General features: G+C 64.6%; 14 protein-coding genes and 2 pseudogenes. 11 read left to right on the forward strand and 5 right to left on the reverse strand.

Annotation, left to right across the window (positions count from 1 at the left end):
- Nucleotides 1–82 precede the first annotated feature (82 nt).
- Together EDF39_RS02780 and EDF39_RS02785 are read left to right on the forward strand one after the other, a co-directional pair.
- Nucleotides 83–1138 (forward strand): hypothetical protein, encoded by a 1056-nt coding sequence (locus EDF39_RS02780; protein ID WP_123940297.1) that lies wholly within the window; start codon nt 83–85, stop codon nt 1136–1138.
- Nucleotides 1139–1326: 188 nt separating this feature from the next.
- Nucleotides 1327–3033, forward strand: a complete 1707-nt coding sequence (locus EDF39_RS02785) for a hypothetical protein (protein WP_123940299.1) — start codon at nt 1327–1329, stop codon at nt 3031–3033.
- 936 nt (nt 3034–3969) lie between these two features.
- On the opposite strand, the gene EDF39_RS02790 is transcribed toward EDF39_RS02785, so the two are convergent.
- Nucleotides 3970–4515 (reverse strand): hypothetical protein, encoded by a 546-nt coding sequence (locus EDF39_RS02790; RefSeq protein WP_123940301.1) that lies wholly within the window; start codon nt 4513–4515, stop codon nt 3970–3972.
- 95 nt (nt 4516–4610) lie between these two features.
- Between EDF39_RS02790 and EDF39_RS02795 the strand changes: the two are divergent.
- Nucleotides 4611–4769 (forward strand): annotated as a pseudogene (locus EDF39_RS02795) (IS3 family transposase); the annotation flags it as partial.
- A gap of 346 nt (nt 4770–5115) precedes the next feature.
- On the opposite strand, the gene EDF39_RS17415 reads toward EDF39_RS02795, so the two are convergent.
- Nucleotides 5116–5286: a hypothetical protein gene (locus EDF39_RS17415; RefSeq protein WP_158613138.1), complete on the reverse strand. Its 171-nt coding sequence runs from the start codon at nt 5284–5286 to the stop codon at nt 5116–5118.
- A gap of 147 nt (nt 5287–5433) precedes the next feature.
- Nucleotides 5434–5790: a VOC family protein gene (locus EDF39_RS02800; RefSeq protein WP_123940303.1), complete on the reverse strand. Its 357-nt coding sequence runs from the start codon at nt 5788–5790 to the stop codon at nt 5434–5436.
- 199 nt (nt 5791–5989) lie between these two features.
- Here EDF39_RS02800 and EDF39_RS02805 point away from each other — a divergent pair, with 199 nt between their 5' ends.
- The 5 genes from EDF39_RS02805 (at nt 5990) to EDF39_RS17895 (ending at nt 13484) form a co-directional block, all read left to right on the forward strand.
- Nucleotides 5990–6988, forward strand: coding sequence for a type II CAAX prenyl endopeptidase Rce1 family protein (locus EDF39_RS02805; RefSeq protein WP_233572939.1), 999 nt, complete (start codon nt 5990–5992; stop codon nt 6986–6988).
- A complete protein-coding gene (locus EDF39_RS02810) occupies nt 6975–8246 on the forward strand; it encodes a sensor histidine kinase (RefSeq protein ID WP_123940305.1) in 1272 nt (423 codons plus the stop codon). Before EDF39_RS02805 ends, EDF39_RS02810 begins: the two co-directional genes overlap by 14 nt.
- On the forward strand, nt 8243–8914 hold the full coding sequence (locus EDF39_RS02815) for a response regulator transcription factor (protein ID WP_123940307.1): 672 nt from the start codon (nt 8243–8245) through the stop codon (nt 8912–8914). The genes EDF39_RS02810 and EDF39_RS02815 overlap by 4 nt, the downstream gene beginning before the upstream one ends.
- Before the next feature lie 710 nt (nt 8915–9624).
- Nucleotides 9625–12741, forward strand: a complete 3117-nt coding sequence (locus EDF39_RS02820) for an RHS repeat domain-containing protein (RefSeq protein ID WP_158613139.1) — start codon at nt 9625–9627, stop codon at nt 12739–12741.
- A gap of 587 nt (nt 12742–13328) precedes the next feature.
- On the forward strand, nt 13329–13484 hold the full coding sequence (locus tag EDF39_RS17895) for an antitoxin VbhA family protein (RefSeq protein ID WP_158613140.1): 156 nt from the start codon (nt 13329–13331) through the stop codon (nt 13482–13484).
- 231 nt (nt 13485–13715) lie between these two features.
- Here EDF39_RS17895 and EDF39_RS02825 read toward each other — a convergent pair whose 3' ends face one another.
- Nucleotides 13716–13988 (reverse strand): DMT family transporter, encoded by a 273-nt coding sequence (locus EDF39_RS02825; RefSeq protein ID WP_123940311.1) that lies wholly within the window; start codon nt 13986–13988, stop codon nt 13716–13718.
- A gap of 196 nt (nt 13989–14184) precedes the next feature.
- Here EDF39_RS02825 and EDF39_RS17900 point away from each other — a divergent pair.
- Nucleotides 14185–14448: pseudogene (locus EDF39_RS17900) on the forward strand (DUF6578 domain-containing protein); the annotation flags it as partial.
- Nucleotides 14449–14489: 41 nt separating this feature from the next.
- Entirely contained in the window at nt 14490–14639 is a 150-nt protein-coding gene (locus EDF39_RS17425; protein ID WP_158613141.1) for a hypothetical protein, read from the forward strand.
- Nucleotides 14640–14689: 50 nt separating this feature from the next.
- Here the strand turns inward: EDF39_RS17425 and EDF39_RS02835 are convergent, their stop codons facing one another.
- Nucleotides 14690–15712, reverse strand: a complete 1023-nt coding sequence (locus EDF39_RS02835; protein WP_123940315.1) for an LLM class flavin-dependent oxidoreductase — start codon at nt 15710–15712, stop codon at nt 14690–14692.
- Between the two features lie 183 nt (nt 15713–15895).
- On the opposite strand from EDF39_RS02835, the gene EDF39_RS02840 reads away from it, so the two are divergent.
- Nucleotides 15896–17797: an ABC transporter ATP-binding protein gene (locus EDF39_RS02840; RefSeq protein WP_123940317.1), complete on the forward strand. Its 1902-nt coding sequence runs from the start codon at nt 15896–15898 to the stop codon at nt 17795–17797.
- The last annotated feature ends 5 nt before the right edge of the window (nt 17798–17802 follow it).

Here is a 17802-nt window from a genome sequence, read left to right on the forward strand (position 1 = left end):
CGTGTTCTCTGGGCGCATCTCGGCGGCGCATGCCACATTGCTCTCTCGAGTCACCGCCGCCGACGGACGATAGGTTTCAGTCATGGTCCTGCAGCGCCTTCCACGCCAGCCGGTACTCGACGGCATCGACCTGTTTCGTCGACTCGACGCAGATGAAGATGGGCTCACTCTCGATGATCCCCATCGGGTCGACAAAGTCGTCGCTGACGTTGCCGACAAACTCCGAGAGGCCCTCGCCACACCCACCACCGTGCAGGGCTGGCGGGCTCAGGCGATGTTCTCGTCGCTCGTGGCTGCACTTGATGAGTGCGATCTCATGACGTTCGTCGACACCGGAGAGATCTACTACGACGGGGCCAAGGTCAAGGCCCCCGACTTCTTCCTTCACCTCCGCAGCGGGCGGAGACTCCTCGTCGACGTCAAATCCCACTCGACGCCCGGCGTCTTCAGCCCGGATGCGAGCGTCAAATTCAAAGCATCCGAAGTCGCGCGCTTGTCTCGATTCGCAGAGATGTATGCCGCCGAGCTGTTCTTCGCGATCTACTTCCCGGAGATCGCGACGTGGATTCTCCTCGCGAAAGACGACTTCGAGACCACCTCGACGGGCAGTAGCCGGATCACCGTCATGGATGCCCTGCGCCGCAACAGGCTCGCGCTCCTGGGAGACCGCACCATCGGCACAGTGTCGCCCCTGGAGTTGGTTCTTCACGTCGATCCGGACAAGCGGCGCTCTGTCGACGAGGACGGGAAGGCGGTCTTCATCGTCAAGAGCGTCGAATTGCTCGCCGCCGGGACAACGATCACCGACGAGACCGAGCAAAAGATCGCGTACTTCCTTATGCTCTACGGGAACTTCCCCGCCGAGCAGGAACCTATTTTCGAAGGCGGACAGCTCACGCAGCTCCGCATGCACGCCGCCTCGGTCGAAGAGTCCGGTCACGGCTTCGAGGTCGTTGGACCCCTTTCCTCCATGTACGCGCGCCTATTCGAAGGCCGGACGACGGGGCCCATGGGAGTGACGGCCCTCGACATCAGCATCGACCCTGGAACGCTCGCGACCCTCATCCCCAAGGACTTCGACTTCGCCGGCAGCAAGTTGCCGCTTTGGGTCATGGAATTGAACCCCGGAGAGGACTAGAACAAGCCCTGGATCTGCCACGGGCACTGCGCCGCGTTGGTGTGGCAGATCTACTGCCTTCGTGACGGGTTCAGATTGGCGGGTACTGTAGCGGCAAGGGTGAAGGACCCTCATGATGCTAGCGCCCGGTTCGATGCCCGGCACCCCTCGTTTCACCCGACACTCGAAGGCACGATCAGTACTTCCACATGACTGACATCCCCGATCAGCGCACGAACCTCGTCTTCGAACCCAATGTGGATGCGCCCGCAGAATTGCAAGAGGTCTCGGCCCGCTATTGGCAGCTCGACGGCTACGACGACATCACCGGGGGGCCGAAGTGGACCCACGCAACGAGATCGATCGGCGCCGATCCGTGGTCGGGTTCGCCCCACTATGCGGCCGCGGCGGGCGGAGTCGTCTCGGCGACAGACCTCGCGTGTGCCACGTGCGACGACATCTTGACCTTGTCGTCTCGCACCACCCTGACCGACGCGCTAAGCGGCAAGCCCGTCCAGTGCCGGCGATGTGCTCGGACTCTCGATGAGCAAGCGGCGCGCATTCTCGATTCGAAAGCCGCGGAGGCCCGACAGAGGCGGGCCGAGAAGGCCAGAGCGGGTCAGGAAGAGCTCCTAGCCGCACAGGAGCAGCACGAGGTGCGTCGCAGAGCCATTGCGGCTCGCTTCAGTGTTTTCGAATCGGAGAACGTCGTGCCGGATGCCTCATTCGTTGCTCGCGTTGCCGCTATGGCTGTCATCGTGGCCGCAGACACCGAAGGCGGACTCGTTCGCGGCATTCCGCTCAGCGACGGAAGTGTGGCACCCAGCCACGCACTGGCCTCTGAGCGCTTGCTCGTCGAAGCCCAAGCCCACGGGCTCTTCGAAGTACACCCGTCCTCTCCGGAGGCGGCGTTCATGTTCGACGGAACCGATTTGACGGACTCCTGGTATCCGGGACGCGCGCACTACTACTCCGGAGGGCTGGGCAACCTGCCGTCGCGATTGGAGAACCTCGCCGACGATCTCCGAGAATGGCTCGTCCTGGAGGACCTCACGACAGAAGACGGGGAAGACCTCCAACTTCTTGTTCGCGAATTGATCGCGGCCGAGATGATCCGCTACTTCACTTTCCAGATCACAGAGCACCGCCTACCCGACCCGAACGAAAAACAACACGAACTCCTCCAGGCCATCGCGGAGCAAGGTGCCGCTCAGTTCGCCCTCGGCCACCTGTACTCCATGGCTTGGACCGCGGCGAGGGACGCCAGTTCCGCCTACCAGCGCAACCGAGGAATGCCCGCCCACGATGCCGTCACTTACGGCGTCAAACAACTGCAGCGCCTCTTGCAGAGGTTCATTGACGGTGAGCTGGAGCTTCGACAGCCCTACAGCGAACTCAAGAAGTTACCTCTCTCTGCGACGACGACGATCGTCTTCCACCAGGTGATGGGCATGAATCCCATGTCAACAACCTGGCCGGAAGCTCGCGAAGCGATCGCCGAGCATGTTGTCCCCGATGACACGGACGATGACGTATGGGGTCCAAGATGCACGCACGCATTCCCGAAGCACACCCATTTGATGGAGTGGATGCGAACTACCGCCCGCGCGTTGCCAGATGGCGCATTCCGCCGTGCGCTCGCACTCGTCGAAGACGAAGCACCGGACTCGTGCGGGCCGACATGCGATCTCAACCTGTTGCCCGGCTACGCTCAGCGCCTCGGCGACCTTCACGACAAAATTGTCGCACGAACGGGTCGGCGGGACGCCGACGTAGTAGTTGCGGAAGCGACGCTTCTCGTCGACTTCGGATCACCGCGAGCAGACGCGATCCTTCACAGAGCACTTAGCGTCGCCGCGGCCGAAGCAGAGATCGAGCCACCCGTCACGATCGAACCGCGCGACACATCCTCCTGAGACTCGGACATAACGACGTGGCTCACTGAGCGAAATGCGAAACGCGACGCAGGAGCGATTGGTCACCAATTCATTCTCGGCGCGGGAACCGAATTGGCTACGTTCAGAAGGTCGTGGACGCTGCGCGGTGCAGTGGCGCTCCGACGGTGCGAAGCCTGACGGTGCAACCGGTGCAGATGGGCACTGCAGTGCAGTCGTTCCTCCCCGGAACGACGCGCACGCGATTGTCGTCTTTCTGTGGGATTGACAGGTAGCCAACTAAAAAAGTCTTGGAGCTTTGATTGGCGGCATGCGAGAGATTCATAGGAGCTGGAAGGTTTACTGACGCGGGTGTAGCCGCGAAGCCTCATGCACCCGTTGGGTCTCACAAACCTCCAATGAGTGCGTCGTCACGGCGATACGTGCTGACACGACATCCCGAGACGGTGCGCGATGTCCTTCATCGGTGCAATTCAAGGGAGTGGATGTGCCGCTCTGGCGGGCCCGGTGGCGGATTGAGACGTCTCGAAGAGCATCAGTTTTTCAAGACAATTCGCGGTATCGCGCAGCCGTGACACACGCACTCCCGTGATCACCGAATGACCGCCGGCCGGGGCCTTCGGAAATGGATCCGCTTCTAGTGGCGGTTGGGCGGGCCCTCAGGAGCTTTTGGCTGATCACCGTTCTGCAGCAACCCAGTGTTGCCTTGCGAGGTTTGCGAGTCGCTTTCGCCCTCGTCGCCGCCTGTGCCTTCCTCAACGTCAGGCCTCATCGTCGGTGTCATCCCCGATGGAAAAGTGTGAGTTCTTGTCTCCCTCTTGGACCAAGCCAATGACACTGCCGTCGTCACCGTCGGCGCCAAACTGGAGGTACCCGACGGACGTCTCAGGCGAATCGTTCTTTGGCTCTTCAGGGGTACCTTCAGAGTCGCTGTCTTCGATATCAGGACGGGCCATGTCAGCTTCCAATCACTTCAAGTGCGTAGGTCACTGTGAGCAGAATTGTGCCAGCAGTGAGAGAGATGAATCCGCCGATAATCCAATGGGCTCGAGCGCGTAGGTCGATTTCCTGGGCTGTGATGATGTTGGCCTTATCGCGAACAATATCTTCCTCGATACTGTTCGCGGTGCGGCTGGAATCAAGGTAACGGTCGACCAGCCGCTGAGCTTGAATACCAAGGCGTTTCCCGGGCCGCATTGCCACCGCGGCGCATAGAAGGCTGAGGCTCGCCAGAGCCAGAGCGCAAATCCCTATGGCACCGGCTGTAGTCCATACCTGAGCCGTGGATGCAGCAACAAGGACTCCGGCTGCAACAGCCAGGAAAGAAGCCCTGTTCGCAACAGATGCTGACCTCCCGGTCGCGTCGGTTACGAGCTTGTCGAGTTCCTCGTTGAGTAGTCGTGTACGCCTCGATTTTTCTTTCGACGCTGCTGACCTCATGTCAGCCTGCACACTCTCCGGAGAGGGCTGGGGAGTGCCGGTGGCTGCGCGCAGGCGTCTCATGGTCTTACCGTAACGCGAACTGCAAGGGGCTGTTCAAGAACGAAGCGATCCGCAACGGCTAGCCGTTCCGGACTGGCGCTCTCAAGGGCCTCGCGGACGTCGAAGAAGTCACCTTCGACTGGGTCTCCTGGTACAACAACGACCGCTTGCACTCGTTCCTCGGCGACGTTTCGCCCGAGGAATTCGAAGCCAACTATCACGCTGTTAAAACCGGCCCGTCAGCCGACGAAGCCGCCAACATAACGGCGGTATGAAACCCGAGACGGTTCACCCTTCTGCCCCCAGGACGGTAGGAAGCCGCCAGCGACCCCCTCATGCGGCGGCATGTGCCCCCGACTCATAGCCCCTGGGCTCGTCGGAGGCTTCTCTCCGCCCGAAACCCCTTTCGAGGCCAGGTGACCTTTACTTGCGCCTCTGCCGTAAGACGACGACCGCCATAACGATAACGATGAAGATGGCCCCAAGGATGTTGAACCAGATCGGGGTTCCGCCAGTGTGGTTTGGAACGGCGGCAGTCAAAAAGAGGGTCAGAAAGCTCACCCGCTCATAGTGCCCTGTCGGAGCCGCTCCGCGGCGCTCCCTCGTATCCACCTCCGGCTCTCACAAGGTCTTCCCCATCAAGTGCGACACCGTCTTTTCCACGAGCCTGTTCTCACTTGTCGCGCAGTCTGCCGACGGGAACACGATCACCTGCAAGATCACGGTCGACGGCAGGGTCATCTCGACCAACACGTCCACCGGTCCGTAAGCCGTTGCTACCTGCTCGGGCAACAGCTAACCAAACAGCAAAGAAAGAGGCCCTCTCCGGCGCACACTAGTGCGGTGGGGAGGGCCTCTGTCTTTGCCAGACCGTTGTGGGTCTTACCTAAAGGCCGGCGTGAGGCTTACTACCGACTTAAATGTATTTGCGATGGTCCACTAGCCCTGCGGCGGCGAGTACAGCTGCAGGTCGTTGCCTTCGGTGTCTTTGAAGGGCAGGATCCGCCCCCACGGGTGCTCACTGATCTCGCCCTGGATGTCGGCACCGTGGTCGTTCAGGCGAGCGAGCTCGTCTTCGATCGAGCCGTCGGGCTGGAACGAGATGACGGCGCCGCCCGACGACGACACCGAGGCGTCTTCGCGGCCGTTGAGCCCGATCATGAGGCCGCCTGCGTCGAGCTCCGACCAGTCGGTGTCTTCGCTCTTCACTTCCAGTCCGAGAGTGTCGCGGTAGAACGCAACCGCTCGTTTCATATCCGTCACAGGAACCCAGACGGTTGCTACTCCATGTGCCATGTGTTCATCCCGCTTCTCTTCGGTCAGCGCGTCTGACCCTCACTCAGCTCTACGCCCCTTGAGCGAGAAGTGCCGCAGGTACCGCCGTGAGATGTCTGCCTGGACGGCGCGTCGGATCCTTTGCATCTTTCGACGCAAGGTTCAGCCGTGCGTTCTTTTGCCGGTCGTTCGGGGGAGGGCTCGTTCTTAGCGTTGGAGTGTGGTCGTTCCGGGCCACCCGACGAACGGAGGCATCATGGCGACGATCATCGAGAACCGCCCCAAGACCGGCACGGAAGCCCCTACACGAGGAGGGATCGGCGGAGTCATAGCCCGGCGCCCTCTCGTCAGCTTCTTCGCCCTTGCGCTGGGCTTGAGCTGGCTGGCGTGGGTGCCGTACATCCTCTCGCCGCACGGGCTCGGGGTGTGGAACATCCATTTTCCGGAGTTCCTCGGGTCAGCTCAGTTCTCCGGCGTGCTTCCGGGAGCGCTCCTCGGGCCGCTGGGCAGCGCCTTCCTGGTGACAGCGGTCGCGGACGGGCGTCCGGGCCTTCGACGGTGGGTCGGTCGGCTCTGGCGGTGGCGGGTCGGCTGGTATTGGTACGCGCTGGCTCTCGTGGGCGTGCCCGCTCTGATCGTGCTCTCGGGGCTGCCGTTCTCCGGCGGAAACGTGCAGGCACCGTCGGCCCTCGCGCTGGGCGCCCTGGTGCCGGGGCTGATCGTGCAGATCTTCTCGACCGGGCTGTCAGAAGAGCCGGGCTGGCGTGACTTCGCGCTGCCGCGCCTCCAGTCGCGCTTCGGCGCCCTCGGCGCCGCAGCCGTGCTCGGACCGCTCTGGGCCCTCTGGCACATGCCCCTCTACCTCAGCGACTGGGGCGGCTGGCCGACCGCGCCCTGGACCGACCCTCTCGTCTTCATCGCGTTCACGATCACGTTCAACGTGATCATGATCTGGGTGTTCAACCGCACCGGTCAGAGTCTGCCGCTGGTGTTGCTGCTGCACGTCGGTGTGAACAACACCATTTCGACGCTCTGGGCAGACATGTATCCCGGGATTACCGCCTCGACGATGTTGATCGGCCTCGCGATCCTGTCGACGATCGGCGCGACCCTGCTGATGGTGATCACACGGGGGCGCCTGGGATACGACCCCGCCCGCGACGACGAACCGACTCCCGCCGGGGCCCGACTCGTAGGATCGACCGATGACCTCCGATGACGCACGCCGGCGACGAACGACCGTCGCCGTTGCGAGCGGCACGGCACTCGTCTCCATCGGCCTCCTCGTCGGACTGCCCGCCCTCGACCGGGTCGACGAGGTCGGGCCGGTCGGGTCGTACCCTGCACCCCTCAGCGGGGAGTGGATCGGTTTCGCCCTCGTGCTGCTCGCCCAGGCCGCGGCGCTCCTCGCCTCGGGGCGCACTCCCCGAGCGACGCCGGTGGCGGTCGCCTTTCTCGCAGTCGCAGGATCCGCCGTCTCGCCGGGTGACTTCCACACCCTGGCGGAACTCGCCGTCATCGTCTCCGTCGCGCTCGCCGTCGTCCGGGTGCGGCTCGGCGTGCTCTGGCCCGCGCTCGCCGCAACGGCAGGCCTCGTTGTCGTTGCGGAGGTGACCAGTGGGATCCTTGGGGCGGATGCGCCGTTCGCGGCGGCCCTGGGGCAGGGGCTGCTGCAGGCGGCTGGGACTGTCGGGCTGCCTCTGCTCGTGGCCCTCGTGATCCGCTCGCGTCGCGATGAGCGATCAGCGCGCACCGCAGAAGCGTCGGCGATCGGCCGAGAGCAGGAAGCAAGGATCGACGCGGCGGTGTCGCGGGAACGGACCGCCATGGCGCGCGAGCTGCACGACATCGCCGCGCACCACCTCTCGGGGATCGCGCTGATGGCCGCTGTGATCGATCGTCAGATCGACTCCGACCCGGAGCGGGCCCACGAGGGCGTGCGGCAGGTTCGGGAGGAGAGCACGGCCGTTCTCGACGACCTGCGCCGACTGGTCGGACTGCTGCGCGACGACGCCCCGGCCGAGCGGGCCGTCGAGACCGTCGCGGGGATCCTCGACCTTGTAGAGCGAACCGCGCTGCGCTCTGATGTGCGGCTCGAGGTTCGCACCGCGGGCGATCAGGCGCACCTCGCCGACGGTGTCGGACCGCTTGCGCAACTCGCCGCGTACCGAACCGCTCAGGAGGCGCTCGCGAACGCCGCTCTGCATGCTGCGGGAGCTCTGGTCAGGGTGACCATCGACGATCTCGACTCGGCCGAGGTCACGATTCGGATCGAGAACGGACCGGCTGCGGTGCCGGCCGCGTCGACCTCGTCTTATGGGGGGAGCGGGGTGCGTGGAATGCAGGAGCGGGCCGATCTCGTCGGAGCTCAGCTTCAGGCGGGGCCGACTGATGACGGTGGATGGCTAGTAGAGCTGACGCTGACCCGTGAGGTGCCTCTTGCCGCTGACGATGAGGGTGCCGGGGTGTCGGCGTGATCCGGGTGCTCGTCGCGGATGATCAGCCCTTGGTGCGCGCCGGGATTAGCGCGCTTCTCGGCGCTGAGCCCGACATCGAAGTGGTGGCCGTGGCGGCCGACGGGGGAGAGGCGTTGGAGCTCGCTCGGCGCACCGCACCCGACGTCGCCTGCCTCGACATCCGTATGCCGGTGCGGAACGGGATCGAGGTCGCGCGCGAACTGTGTGGCCCGGACGCCGACCCGGTCGTGCCGGTGCTGATCCTCACGACTTTCGGTCTCGACGACTACCTGTTCGGGGCGCTGGAGGCCGGGGCATCCGGGTTCTTGCTGAAAGACGCCGATCCTGACGTGATCATCCGGGCGGTGCGCCAAGTCGCCGCCGGGAACGGCACCGTCGATCAGGCGCTTACGCGCCGGGTCCTGCGCGAGTTCGTGTCGAGGCGGAGCCTGCAGCCGGTCACCGGCGATCGGGCCGACGGCCTCCTGACCGTTCGTGAGCGCGAGGTCTTGATGCTTCTCGCCCAGGGCATGTCGAACGAGGAGATCGCGGCCGAACTCGTCGTCGAGGTGTCCACGGTCAAGTCGCACCTGGCTCGCATGCTGCCGAAGCTCGGCGTGCGCTCCCGCCTCCAGGCGGTCGTGTGGGCGTACCAGAACCGGATCGTGGCGGTGCCGGGCGCGGAGTAGGGGGCGGCGGTGGGTGCTGCTGAGTGGTGACGACTGGGTGTTTCGTGCCGCAGCCAGGTCGACACGTTGCCGTTCTCGTTTTTACCTAGCGGAGCTTGCGCGCCTCCGATTCGCCCTCGATGAACGAGGGAGCGACGGTGAAGATGTACAGCGTGATGCCGCCTCCACCCTTGAGTGGGAAAGTCCGGGGGACTTATCCATATAGCGAGTGAGACGCGCCGATCGTTACCGGCGATGGATGGGCATTAGTTGGCGTGCGAGACGCGTGCACGGACGCAAGCGATTGGACCCGAACGGTGGCAACAGAGCCGATGACAAGAGCAAATTATTGTGCACGGGATCCTCGACCGGGAACCCCCCGTAAGGGGGGTGATTCTCCCTCGAATTGGGGGTGTACCTTGCGTTCTAGGGCGGTGTTTTAGGAAATCCTCAGGGGGGAAATCTTCAACCAGCGGTCTCACGCGACCGCTTCGGACTGGCGACAGCTCTTCCTGGTGTTCGTGTTCTTTTCGATCACAAACAATGAGGTTTAAATGCCCAGTTCTGCCACTCTTCCACCGCGCCGCGGGAAGGTTTTCGCCCTGAGAACCGCTCTTGTAGGTGTCACGTGTATCGGCCTTGTCGGCGGATTTGCACAGGTCGCTCATGCGGCCATCCCGACCGGTCCTTCATCGACAGGTCTCACCGGCTCGCGTCCGAGCGCGACCTCTTTGCCGTTCCGTATCAGCGACCAGGTTTCCGCGTCTGTCGATGTCGCGACCGGCAACCTTCTCGTTTCCACGCAGGGTCTCGCTCTTCCCGGAGTGAACAGCACCATCCCGTTGGGTCAGACGTACAACTCGCTCGGCTGGCAGACCGGCTCCAACTCGACCGCTGCCGCTTACAACTGGTCCCTCGGCCTCGCGTCCGCCGGCAGCCTGTCGCTTGTCGGAACGAACGTGGTCTACACCGGTGGCGATGGTGTCACCTGGAAGTTCACGCCCGTCTCCGGTTCCACGACGGGTGCCTACACCTCGCCTGCCGGCTTCAAGCAGGACCTCGTCAAAGGCACCGGCACGACCGGGTACACCCTCACCGACCGCACCTCCCGCCAGGTAGTCACCTTCAACACGGATGGTGTCGCGACGTCGGTCGCCGATCGCAACGGCAACAAGACCACCCTCAACGACTACGCAGCCGGGGTTCCCGCGACCGTCGTGTCGACGGCCGGTCCCAGCGGTTCGCGCACGGCGGCGCTCAACTTCAACCCGAGCACCCTCGCCACGACGATCACCCAGACGGCGGACCAGTACAACACCCGCACGGTGAAGTACCAGAAGGACTCCTCCGGGAACCTGACGGGTTTCACTGACGCGGCCGGGAACACGACCACGTTCGCCTACTCCGGGCACGACCTGACGTCGATCACCGGTCCGACCGGCGCGGTGACGTCGTTCACCTACAGCGGCACCACCCACACGGTGACCCGCATCGACCAGCAGAACACCACCGCCGGTTCCCCCGGCACCTCCACCACCAGGCTCACGTACCCGTCGGCGACGCAGACTCTTGTTGCGGGCCCGAACACGGATGCCAGCGTCGCCGTCGCGACGGTCGATCACACCACATATTCGATCAATTCCTCGCAGGAGCTGGTGAATAAGGCTGTTGATGCGGCGGGCCGTGAGCGATCGAGTACTTACACCGCCAACGCCGACACCGCGACTGCGACCGTCGGTGCGACGGGCGCTGCCGGTACGGGCACCTCGTCCGGAACCTACGGCGCCAACAGCGGCAACTCGTTGACAAAGTCGCAGGCTCCTGGCGGCGCGTCGACGTCAACGACCTATGGGTCGACGACGTCGACGGCGTATCTGCCGGCTTCCACCACGGATGCTGACGGAAACAAGAGCATTCAGACGTTCAACGGTGCCGGTAACCAGCTCACCAACGCGGACGCGTCCGGCGCGACCGCCACGCTGACCTACAACGACAACGGCACCGTCGACACCGCCCTGGCACCCGGTAACGGCACCAACAAAACCGTGTACACCTACAACGCCAACAAGCAGCTCTCGACCGTCACCCCGGTGACGATCACGGGCACAGCTCTCGGGGTGAAGACCTACACCTACGACTCCTACGGCCGGAAAGCCTCTGAGACGGATGGGCGCGGGAACACCACCCGGTACACCTACGACAAGGACGACCGGCTCCTCACGACCGCCCTGGCCGACGGATCCGCCACGGTCACGAACACCTACGATGCCGCCGGGAACCTGACGAAGTCGGTCAGCCCGACCGGCACGATCTCGAACACGTTCGACCAGCTGAACCGTCAGCTGACCACCGCCAACACGGCCGGTGGCTCCGAGACGTACACGTACGACCAGGCCTCCAACCAGGTGTCCTCGGCCGACTCGTTCGGCACGTACACGAACACGTTCGACCCCGCCGGGAAGCTCACCAGCACCACCTACCCGAAGGGTTCCGGCACTCAGGTCGTCCGGTACAAGACCGACGACCAGGGACGCCGCACCGACACGTGGCTGCAGTCCAGCAACACGGCCAACACCACGTGGGCTGCTCACGAGTTGACCAGCTACGACACCTCCGGTCGCGTCAAGGAACTGAAGTCGTTCACCGGCACCGGTGACTCCTCGAACACCCTCGTGTTCGACACGGTCTACTGCTATAACAGCGCCTCCGCTGCACCCACGTGTGGCACCGATTCGACTGCCGATCACGCAAAGCTCCAGTGGACGAAAGACACCACCACGGGTCTTGCCAATAGTGGGCAGCTGACGAAGTACACCTACGACACCCAGGGCCGCCTGACCAAGGTTGCCCAGTCCGGTGGCGCAGGAACCAACAGCACCTACACGTACGCCTACGACGCCCGTGGCAACCGCACCAGCGCGGTCGTCACCGGATCGAACCCTTCCACCCAGTCGTTGGCGTACAACGCTGCGAACCAGATCACCACGGCCGGGTACTCCTACGACGCCACCGGAAACCTCACCGCAGCACCGGGTGCGACGTACACGTATAACGGCTTCCAGCAGATGACCGCTGCGAAGAACACGGCGACAGGCGTCTCTACGAACTACACCTACGCCGGCGCCGACCAGAAGGCGCTGCTTTCCGCAGCTACCGACGGGGGACGTTCGTACAACTACACGTACGGCAAGAACGACCAGCAGGGAAACCCTCAGCTCACCACCAACACGTCCAACGGCAACGGTGCGCACGTGTACAGCGACCCGATTACAGGCCAGGCACTCATGCTGACCACGTCATCGGACATCGACGCCTTGTACGTCTGGGATGGCATTGGCAACCCTGTCGGTCTGCTTACGGACTTCGCCACCAACTCGTTCTCCTACAGTTACGACCCTTACGGCGTTCAGGCCCTTACGGCAGGCGGTACTGGAAATGGCGCAGGCCAGAATCCTTACGCGTTCAAGGCTGGCGTGACTGACCGTGCCTCCGGACTCGTCAAGTTCGGCATTCGCTGGTACGAAGCCGAGACCGGTACCTGGACGCAGCGGGACACGCTCGACGCACCACTCGACCCGTCCAACGCGAACCGATACCAATTCGCTGGTGGGGATCCTGTCAACGGGAGTGATCCCACTGGGCAGGCCATATCCGCTTGTGGGGCGACTGCTGCGGTGGCCGGCATTGCAGGTTTTGCCCTCGCTGCTGGTGCTTTGGTGTTGTCTCCCTTTACCGCCGGGTTGACACTCCCACTTGTTGCTGCTGGTCTCGGTGTTGGGTCGTTCCTCTTTGGAGCTACCGGAGCAGCCCTAGGGGTCTACTACTTAGGTTCAAACGGAAACTGCTAAACGATCTAAAAAGGACTGAAACAGTGGAGATTGACCAGGATGACGTGGAGTCAATGCGCCGTGGCTTTTGGGCTATCGGCCTGGTTCTAGCGCCTATCGAGCTAGCTATAGGCATTGTCGTATTTCTGCTCGGTCAGACTTGGGCCCTCGCCCTAGTGGCCGTCGGCGTCGTTGCCTTGATCTTCTTCTTCATGGGATATCGCAGGGATAAGAGTCACCGCTCGGCCTAATCGCCGAGGCTCTAAGTTCACGAGTGGCGGGTTGGTCTAAAACCGACCCGCCACTCGTGCACCAAGCGGGTAACAAAGATGGTCACCCCGACTCTCGACCTTGTCGGGACCGGCGCTTGATAATCGATCGCCAACGAAAGCCGGCAGAAACGATCGTTTCTGCCGTGGCCGGAGGGCATCTGGGAGGGCCTCGGACCTACAGCCCTGCCGAATCGTCAGAACTCATCGTCAGAACCTTTAGCGTTAAAACCTGGCGTCCTTCGTTTTTGCCGCCGGGTTGGTAGAAGTTATTGACAACGGGGGAGGACCCAGATTGCCACGTCGACGACCGAGACCGAGCGTGCCCGCCGGCAACAGATGGTAGACGAGACTCGCACCTCCACCGCCCTCGAGGGAGGCCAAGCCTCCGACGTCACCACCGCGGCCGAGGATGCTTGGGTTCGAGGAGAGCTGACGCTCGAGCAGATGAGCGCCGTCATCCGACGCGCGCACCCTTCGCTCAACGATCGCTGAGCAGGGATGGCGAACGTATCTGGGCGCCACACATCTGTCGTTGGAATCAATTTGCTCGGCAGCTGAGAACGCAGATGGCCTCCCGGGAAAGTGAGATCGACCGTCTCCCGCGCCGACGCCGCGGAACACCTTCCGCAGTTAGCCGCGGGTGTGGCGGCTAGGTCGCCTCGCTAAGTGAACGCCTAGACGCAACTCGCACGGTCGGGCAGTTTCGACACGACCGTCTGATGCCTACTGCATGCCGGTGGGGTGCTCGGGATGGTCGTTGTGCTCCTCGGTGCTTGAGACTTGCCCGTTTCGATGGCCGGCCAGGATGCGGATGTAGGTGTAGCCCAGAGCAAGCATGACGACGCCCAGAATGATGGACATATAGCCGGATGGATCATTGTGGGCGAGTTCCACGATGCCCAGCGCGAGGCTGAGCACGCCGACCACGGGGGATCCGACCGCCAGGATTCGCATGAGGCGGGGGTTTCGCCGAGGGGGTTGGGAGTGTTCTTCCATTCGCTCACTCTAGGAGTGGGGCTACGCCCGTCGGACGCGGTGAGGGCCGCGCCGCCAGCGGGCGCACGCTGCTGCTCGTGCCGCGGGAGCCGACCGTGTCGAGGACGCCCGCCGACAGGTTATTCGGGACCACCGGGATCCTGAGCTCCTGTGCGGAGTGGGCGGCGACCGAGGCCCGACCTGCGAGCATGGCCCCATGCTCGTGTGGTTCAGTGACTGGCAGCTCGCCGAGGAGCGGCTCCTCATCACGGTCGGCGACGACGTCGAGTGGGAGCTCTACCCGGCCGACGCGGCGTGGGTGACTCGCCTGTTCGGTGATCGCCTCGCGGTCGAGTGGGAGTACGACACGTATGGCGATGCGGTCGAGCAGCCGTCGCGGCGGGTTCGTGGTGCGGTGGTGGATGTTCGCCGTGTCCGGTGCGTTCTGGTCCACGACAGCGACGGTCTCGGGCCTCGTCCGGGTGCGGCGGTCATGAGCCCGGTGCGCGACACGTCGGGCTCATGGATACGGAGACCACGGCGCCGGTGGTGGCGGATCCTGGTCGTGGTGGTCTCCACACCGGGTGGCGGTCATACACGAGCATCTACGGCAGCGGCGACGTCGAGTTTCCCTTCGGCTATGTCGTCACCCTCGCGGTCGACGACGAGTGAGTCTCGGTGCTGCAGGATCCTGGACGGCGAGCGTCTTAGACGACATCTGACTAGGCAGCGGCGGGCGCCCAGCCGAGCTCCGGGCCGAGGTGTTGGGCGAGGTCGGTGAGGATCTGCGCGTAGTCGTCGGGCTCGAGCGCGAAGGGCAACGCGAACGCGACCTCGTCGACGGCCTGATAGGCCGGGTCGGCGTGCAGCGTGTCGGCGATCTCGGCCGAGGTGCCGACGATATCGGCCGCGAACAGCAGCTTGCCCGGGCCCTGGGGCACACCGACGCGACCCGCTCGCGATTCCGCGTATGCGGCGTAGCGGGCCCGTTGCTCCGGCGTCGCCGAGTCGGTCGGCACCACGACGAGGCCCTGCGAGACGCGAGCGGATGCGGAATGCTGATGGGCGTCGCGGTAGGCATCGATCTGGGCGCGCTGGTTGACGGCGAAGTCGGTGCCCTGCTCGGCGCGAGTCACGCTCGATGCCAGCAGGTGGAAGCCGTTCTCACCCGCCCACACCGCCGACCGGGTGCTGCCGACGCCGCACCAGAGGCGATCGACGAGGCCGGGGGAGTGGGGCTGCACGATGTCGCTGAACTCTTCGATGCCGCGTCGTTCCGGTGAGGGGTTGACCGCATCGCCCCGCACCAGGTCGCGCAGGCGAAGGAGGCGGTCGTAGCCGAGGTCTTCGTGGTCGGCGGTGTCGGGGTAGATCGCGTCGCGGTACAGGTCGAAGTTCATCGGGGTTCCCGCCGAGAAGCCGGGGTTCAGTCGGCCGCCCAGCAGCACGTCGACGGTGCCCAGGTCTTCGGCGAGGCGGAACGGGTTCTCCGCACCGATCGGCGTGACGGCAGTACCGAGCTCGATGCGGCTCGTCCGCTGCGACGCGGCGGCCATGATCGCGACCGGCGACGAGATACCCGGCTGCAGGTGCCGATGGCGGAGCCACGCACTGTCGAAGCCGAGCTGCTCGCCGCGCTCGATCACGCGCAGGGTGTCTTCGTGGCCGGCGGCCGGAGACGCGGGGTCGAACGACCCGATCGTGAGGAAGCCGAGACGCTGGAGAGGGGAACCGTGGGCGGGCATGCCCCCAGTCTCGCAGGGACGCCGGTACGGGCCCGGGCGTGGCGGGCCCCCGTGCGCGACATCGGTCGGCGGTCGAGACGCTCACGGCACGGCGCGGAGTGGGTTAGTCTCGCCGTGCTCCCGGCTGCACCACCGCCACGTGCACCGACCAGGCTGGGCCGGGGGTCGACGGAAGGAACCGCAATGAGCATGGAGTCCGCGGCCTGGAGCTCGCTCTACAAGATCTCGTCCGCCCGAGACGGAAAGCACGGTATCTCGCGTGCCTCTGTGCGTCGGATCCTGACGTTCTCGGTGCCCTACCGGGCCAAGCTGATCGTCTTCATCCTCCTGTCGGTCGTGGGAGCGTTCCTCGCGGTAGCGACGCCGGTGCTTGCCGGCAGGGTCGTCGACGTCATCGTCGCCAACGGCGCGATCGCCACGATCGTCTGGCTCGCGATCGGCATCGCCGGGGTGGCCCTGGCCGATGCCGGTGTGTCGCTCGTGACGCGCTGGTACTCGGCGCGCATCGGCGAGGGTGTGATCCTGGATCTCCGCACGGCGGTCTTCAACCACGTGCAGAAGATGCCGATCGCGTTCTTCACCCGCACCCGGACGGGCGCCCTCGTGAGCCGCCTCAACAACGACGTGATCGGGGCGCAGCAGGCCTTCAGCGGCACGCTGTCGGGCGTGGTTACGAACGTCGTGGCGCTGATCCTCACCCTCATCGTCATGCTCAGCACCTCCTGGATCGTGACCGTCCTCGCCGTGGTCATGCTGCCGATCTTCCTGATTCCCGCGCGCCGGATGGGCAGTCGACTCGCCGCGTTGCGCCGTGAAGCCGCCGACCACAACGCCGCCATGAGCACGCAGATGACCGAACGTTTCTCGGCGCCCGGCGCCACCCTCGTCAAGCTGTTCGGCCGGCCCGACGACGAGGCCGAGGAGTTCCGCGTGCGCGCCGCCCGCGTGCGCGACATCGGGGTGCGCGCCGCGATGCTGCAGTTCGTCTTCGTGACCGCCCTGACGCTCGTCTCCGCTCTCGCCCTCGCTCTCGTGTACGGGCTCGGCGGTTTTCTCGCACTTCGCGGCCAGCTGAACACCGGCGACGTGGTCACCCTGGCACTCCTCCTCACCCGCCTCTACGTTCCGCTGACCGGCCTCGCGAGTGCCCGAGTCGAGATCATGAGCGCGGTGGTCAGCTTCGAGCGCGTCTTCGAGGTGCTGGATCTCGAACCGCTCATCCAGGAGAAGCCCGACGCCGCCGGCGTTCCCGATGGGCCGGTTGCCGTCGAGTTCGACGACGTCCGCTTCGCCTACCCGTCGGCGGACAAGGTGTCGCTCGCCTCCCTCGAGGAGGTCTCCACGCTCGACACCCGCGGCGGCGACGAGGTGCTGCACGGCATCTCCTTCCGGATCGAACCGGGGCAGACAGTCGCCCTCGTCGGGACGTCCGGTGCCGGAAAGTCGACGATCGCGCAGCTTCTCTCGCGCCTGTACGACGTCGACAGCGGCGCCGTGCGCCTGTCGGGAACGGATGTCCGCGACGTCTCCTTCGCGTCAATGCGTCACACCCTCGGCATGGTGACGCAGGACGGCCACCTGTTCCACGAGACCATCCTCTCCAACCTCCGCCTGGCGAGGCCGGAGGCGACCGACGACGAGGTGTGGGACGCCGTCCGAAGAGCACGGCTCGAACCGCTCATCCGGTCGTTGCCCGACCAGCTCGACACCATGGTGGGGGAGCGCGGCTACCGGCTTTCCGGGGGTGAGCGTCAGCGGATGACGATCGCGAGACTCCTGCTCGCCCAGCCGCGCGTCGTCATCCTCGACGAGGCGACGGCGGCCCTGGATTCGACGTCGGAGGCCGCCGTGCAGGCGGCGCTCAGCGAGGCGCTCGAGGGACGGACCGCCATGGTGATCGCACACCGCCTCTCCACGATCCGGAGCGCGGACACGATCCTGGTGATCGAGGACGGATCGATCGTGGAGCGCGGCACGCACGAGGAACTGCTGGCCATGGGTGGGCGGTACGAAGAACTCCACCGGACCCAGTTCGCGGTGCAGAAGAACGTCGCGGCAGACGAGGAAGCGTTGAGCCCGAGCTAGTCGAG

It is taken from the genome of Frondihabitans sp. PhB161, assembly GCF_003814635.1.
In the GTDB taxonomy this organism is placed as follows: domain Bacteria; phylum Actinomycetota; class Actinomycetes; order Actinomycetales; family Microbacteriaceae; genus Frondihabitans.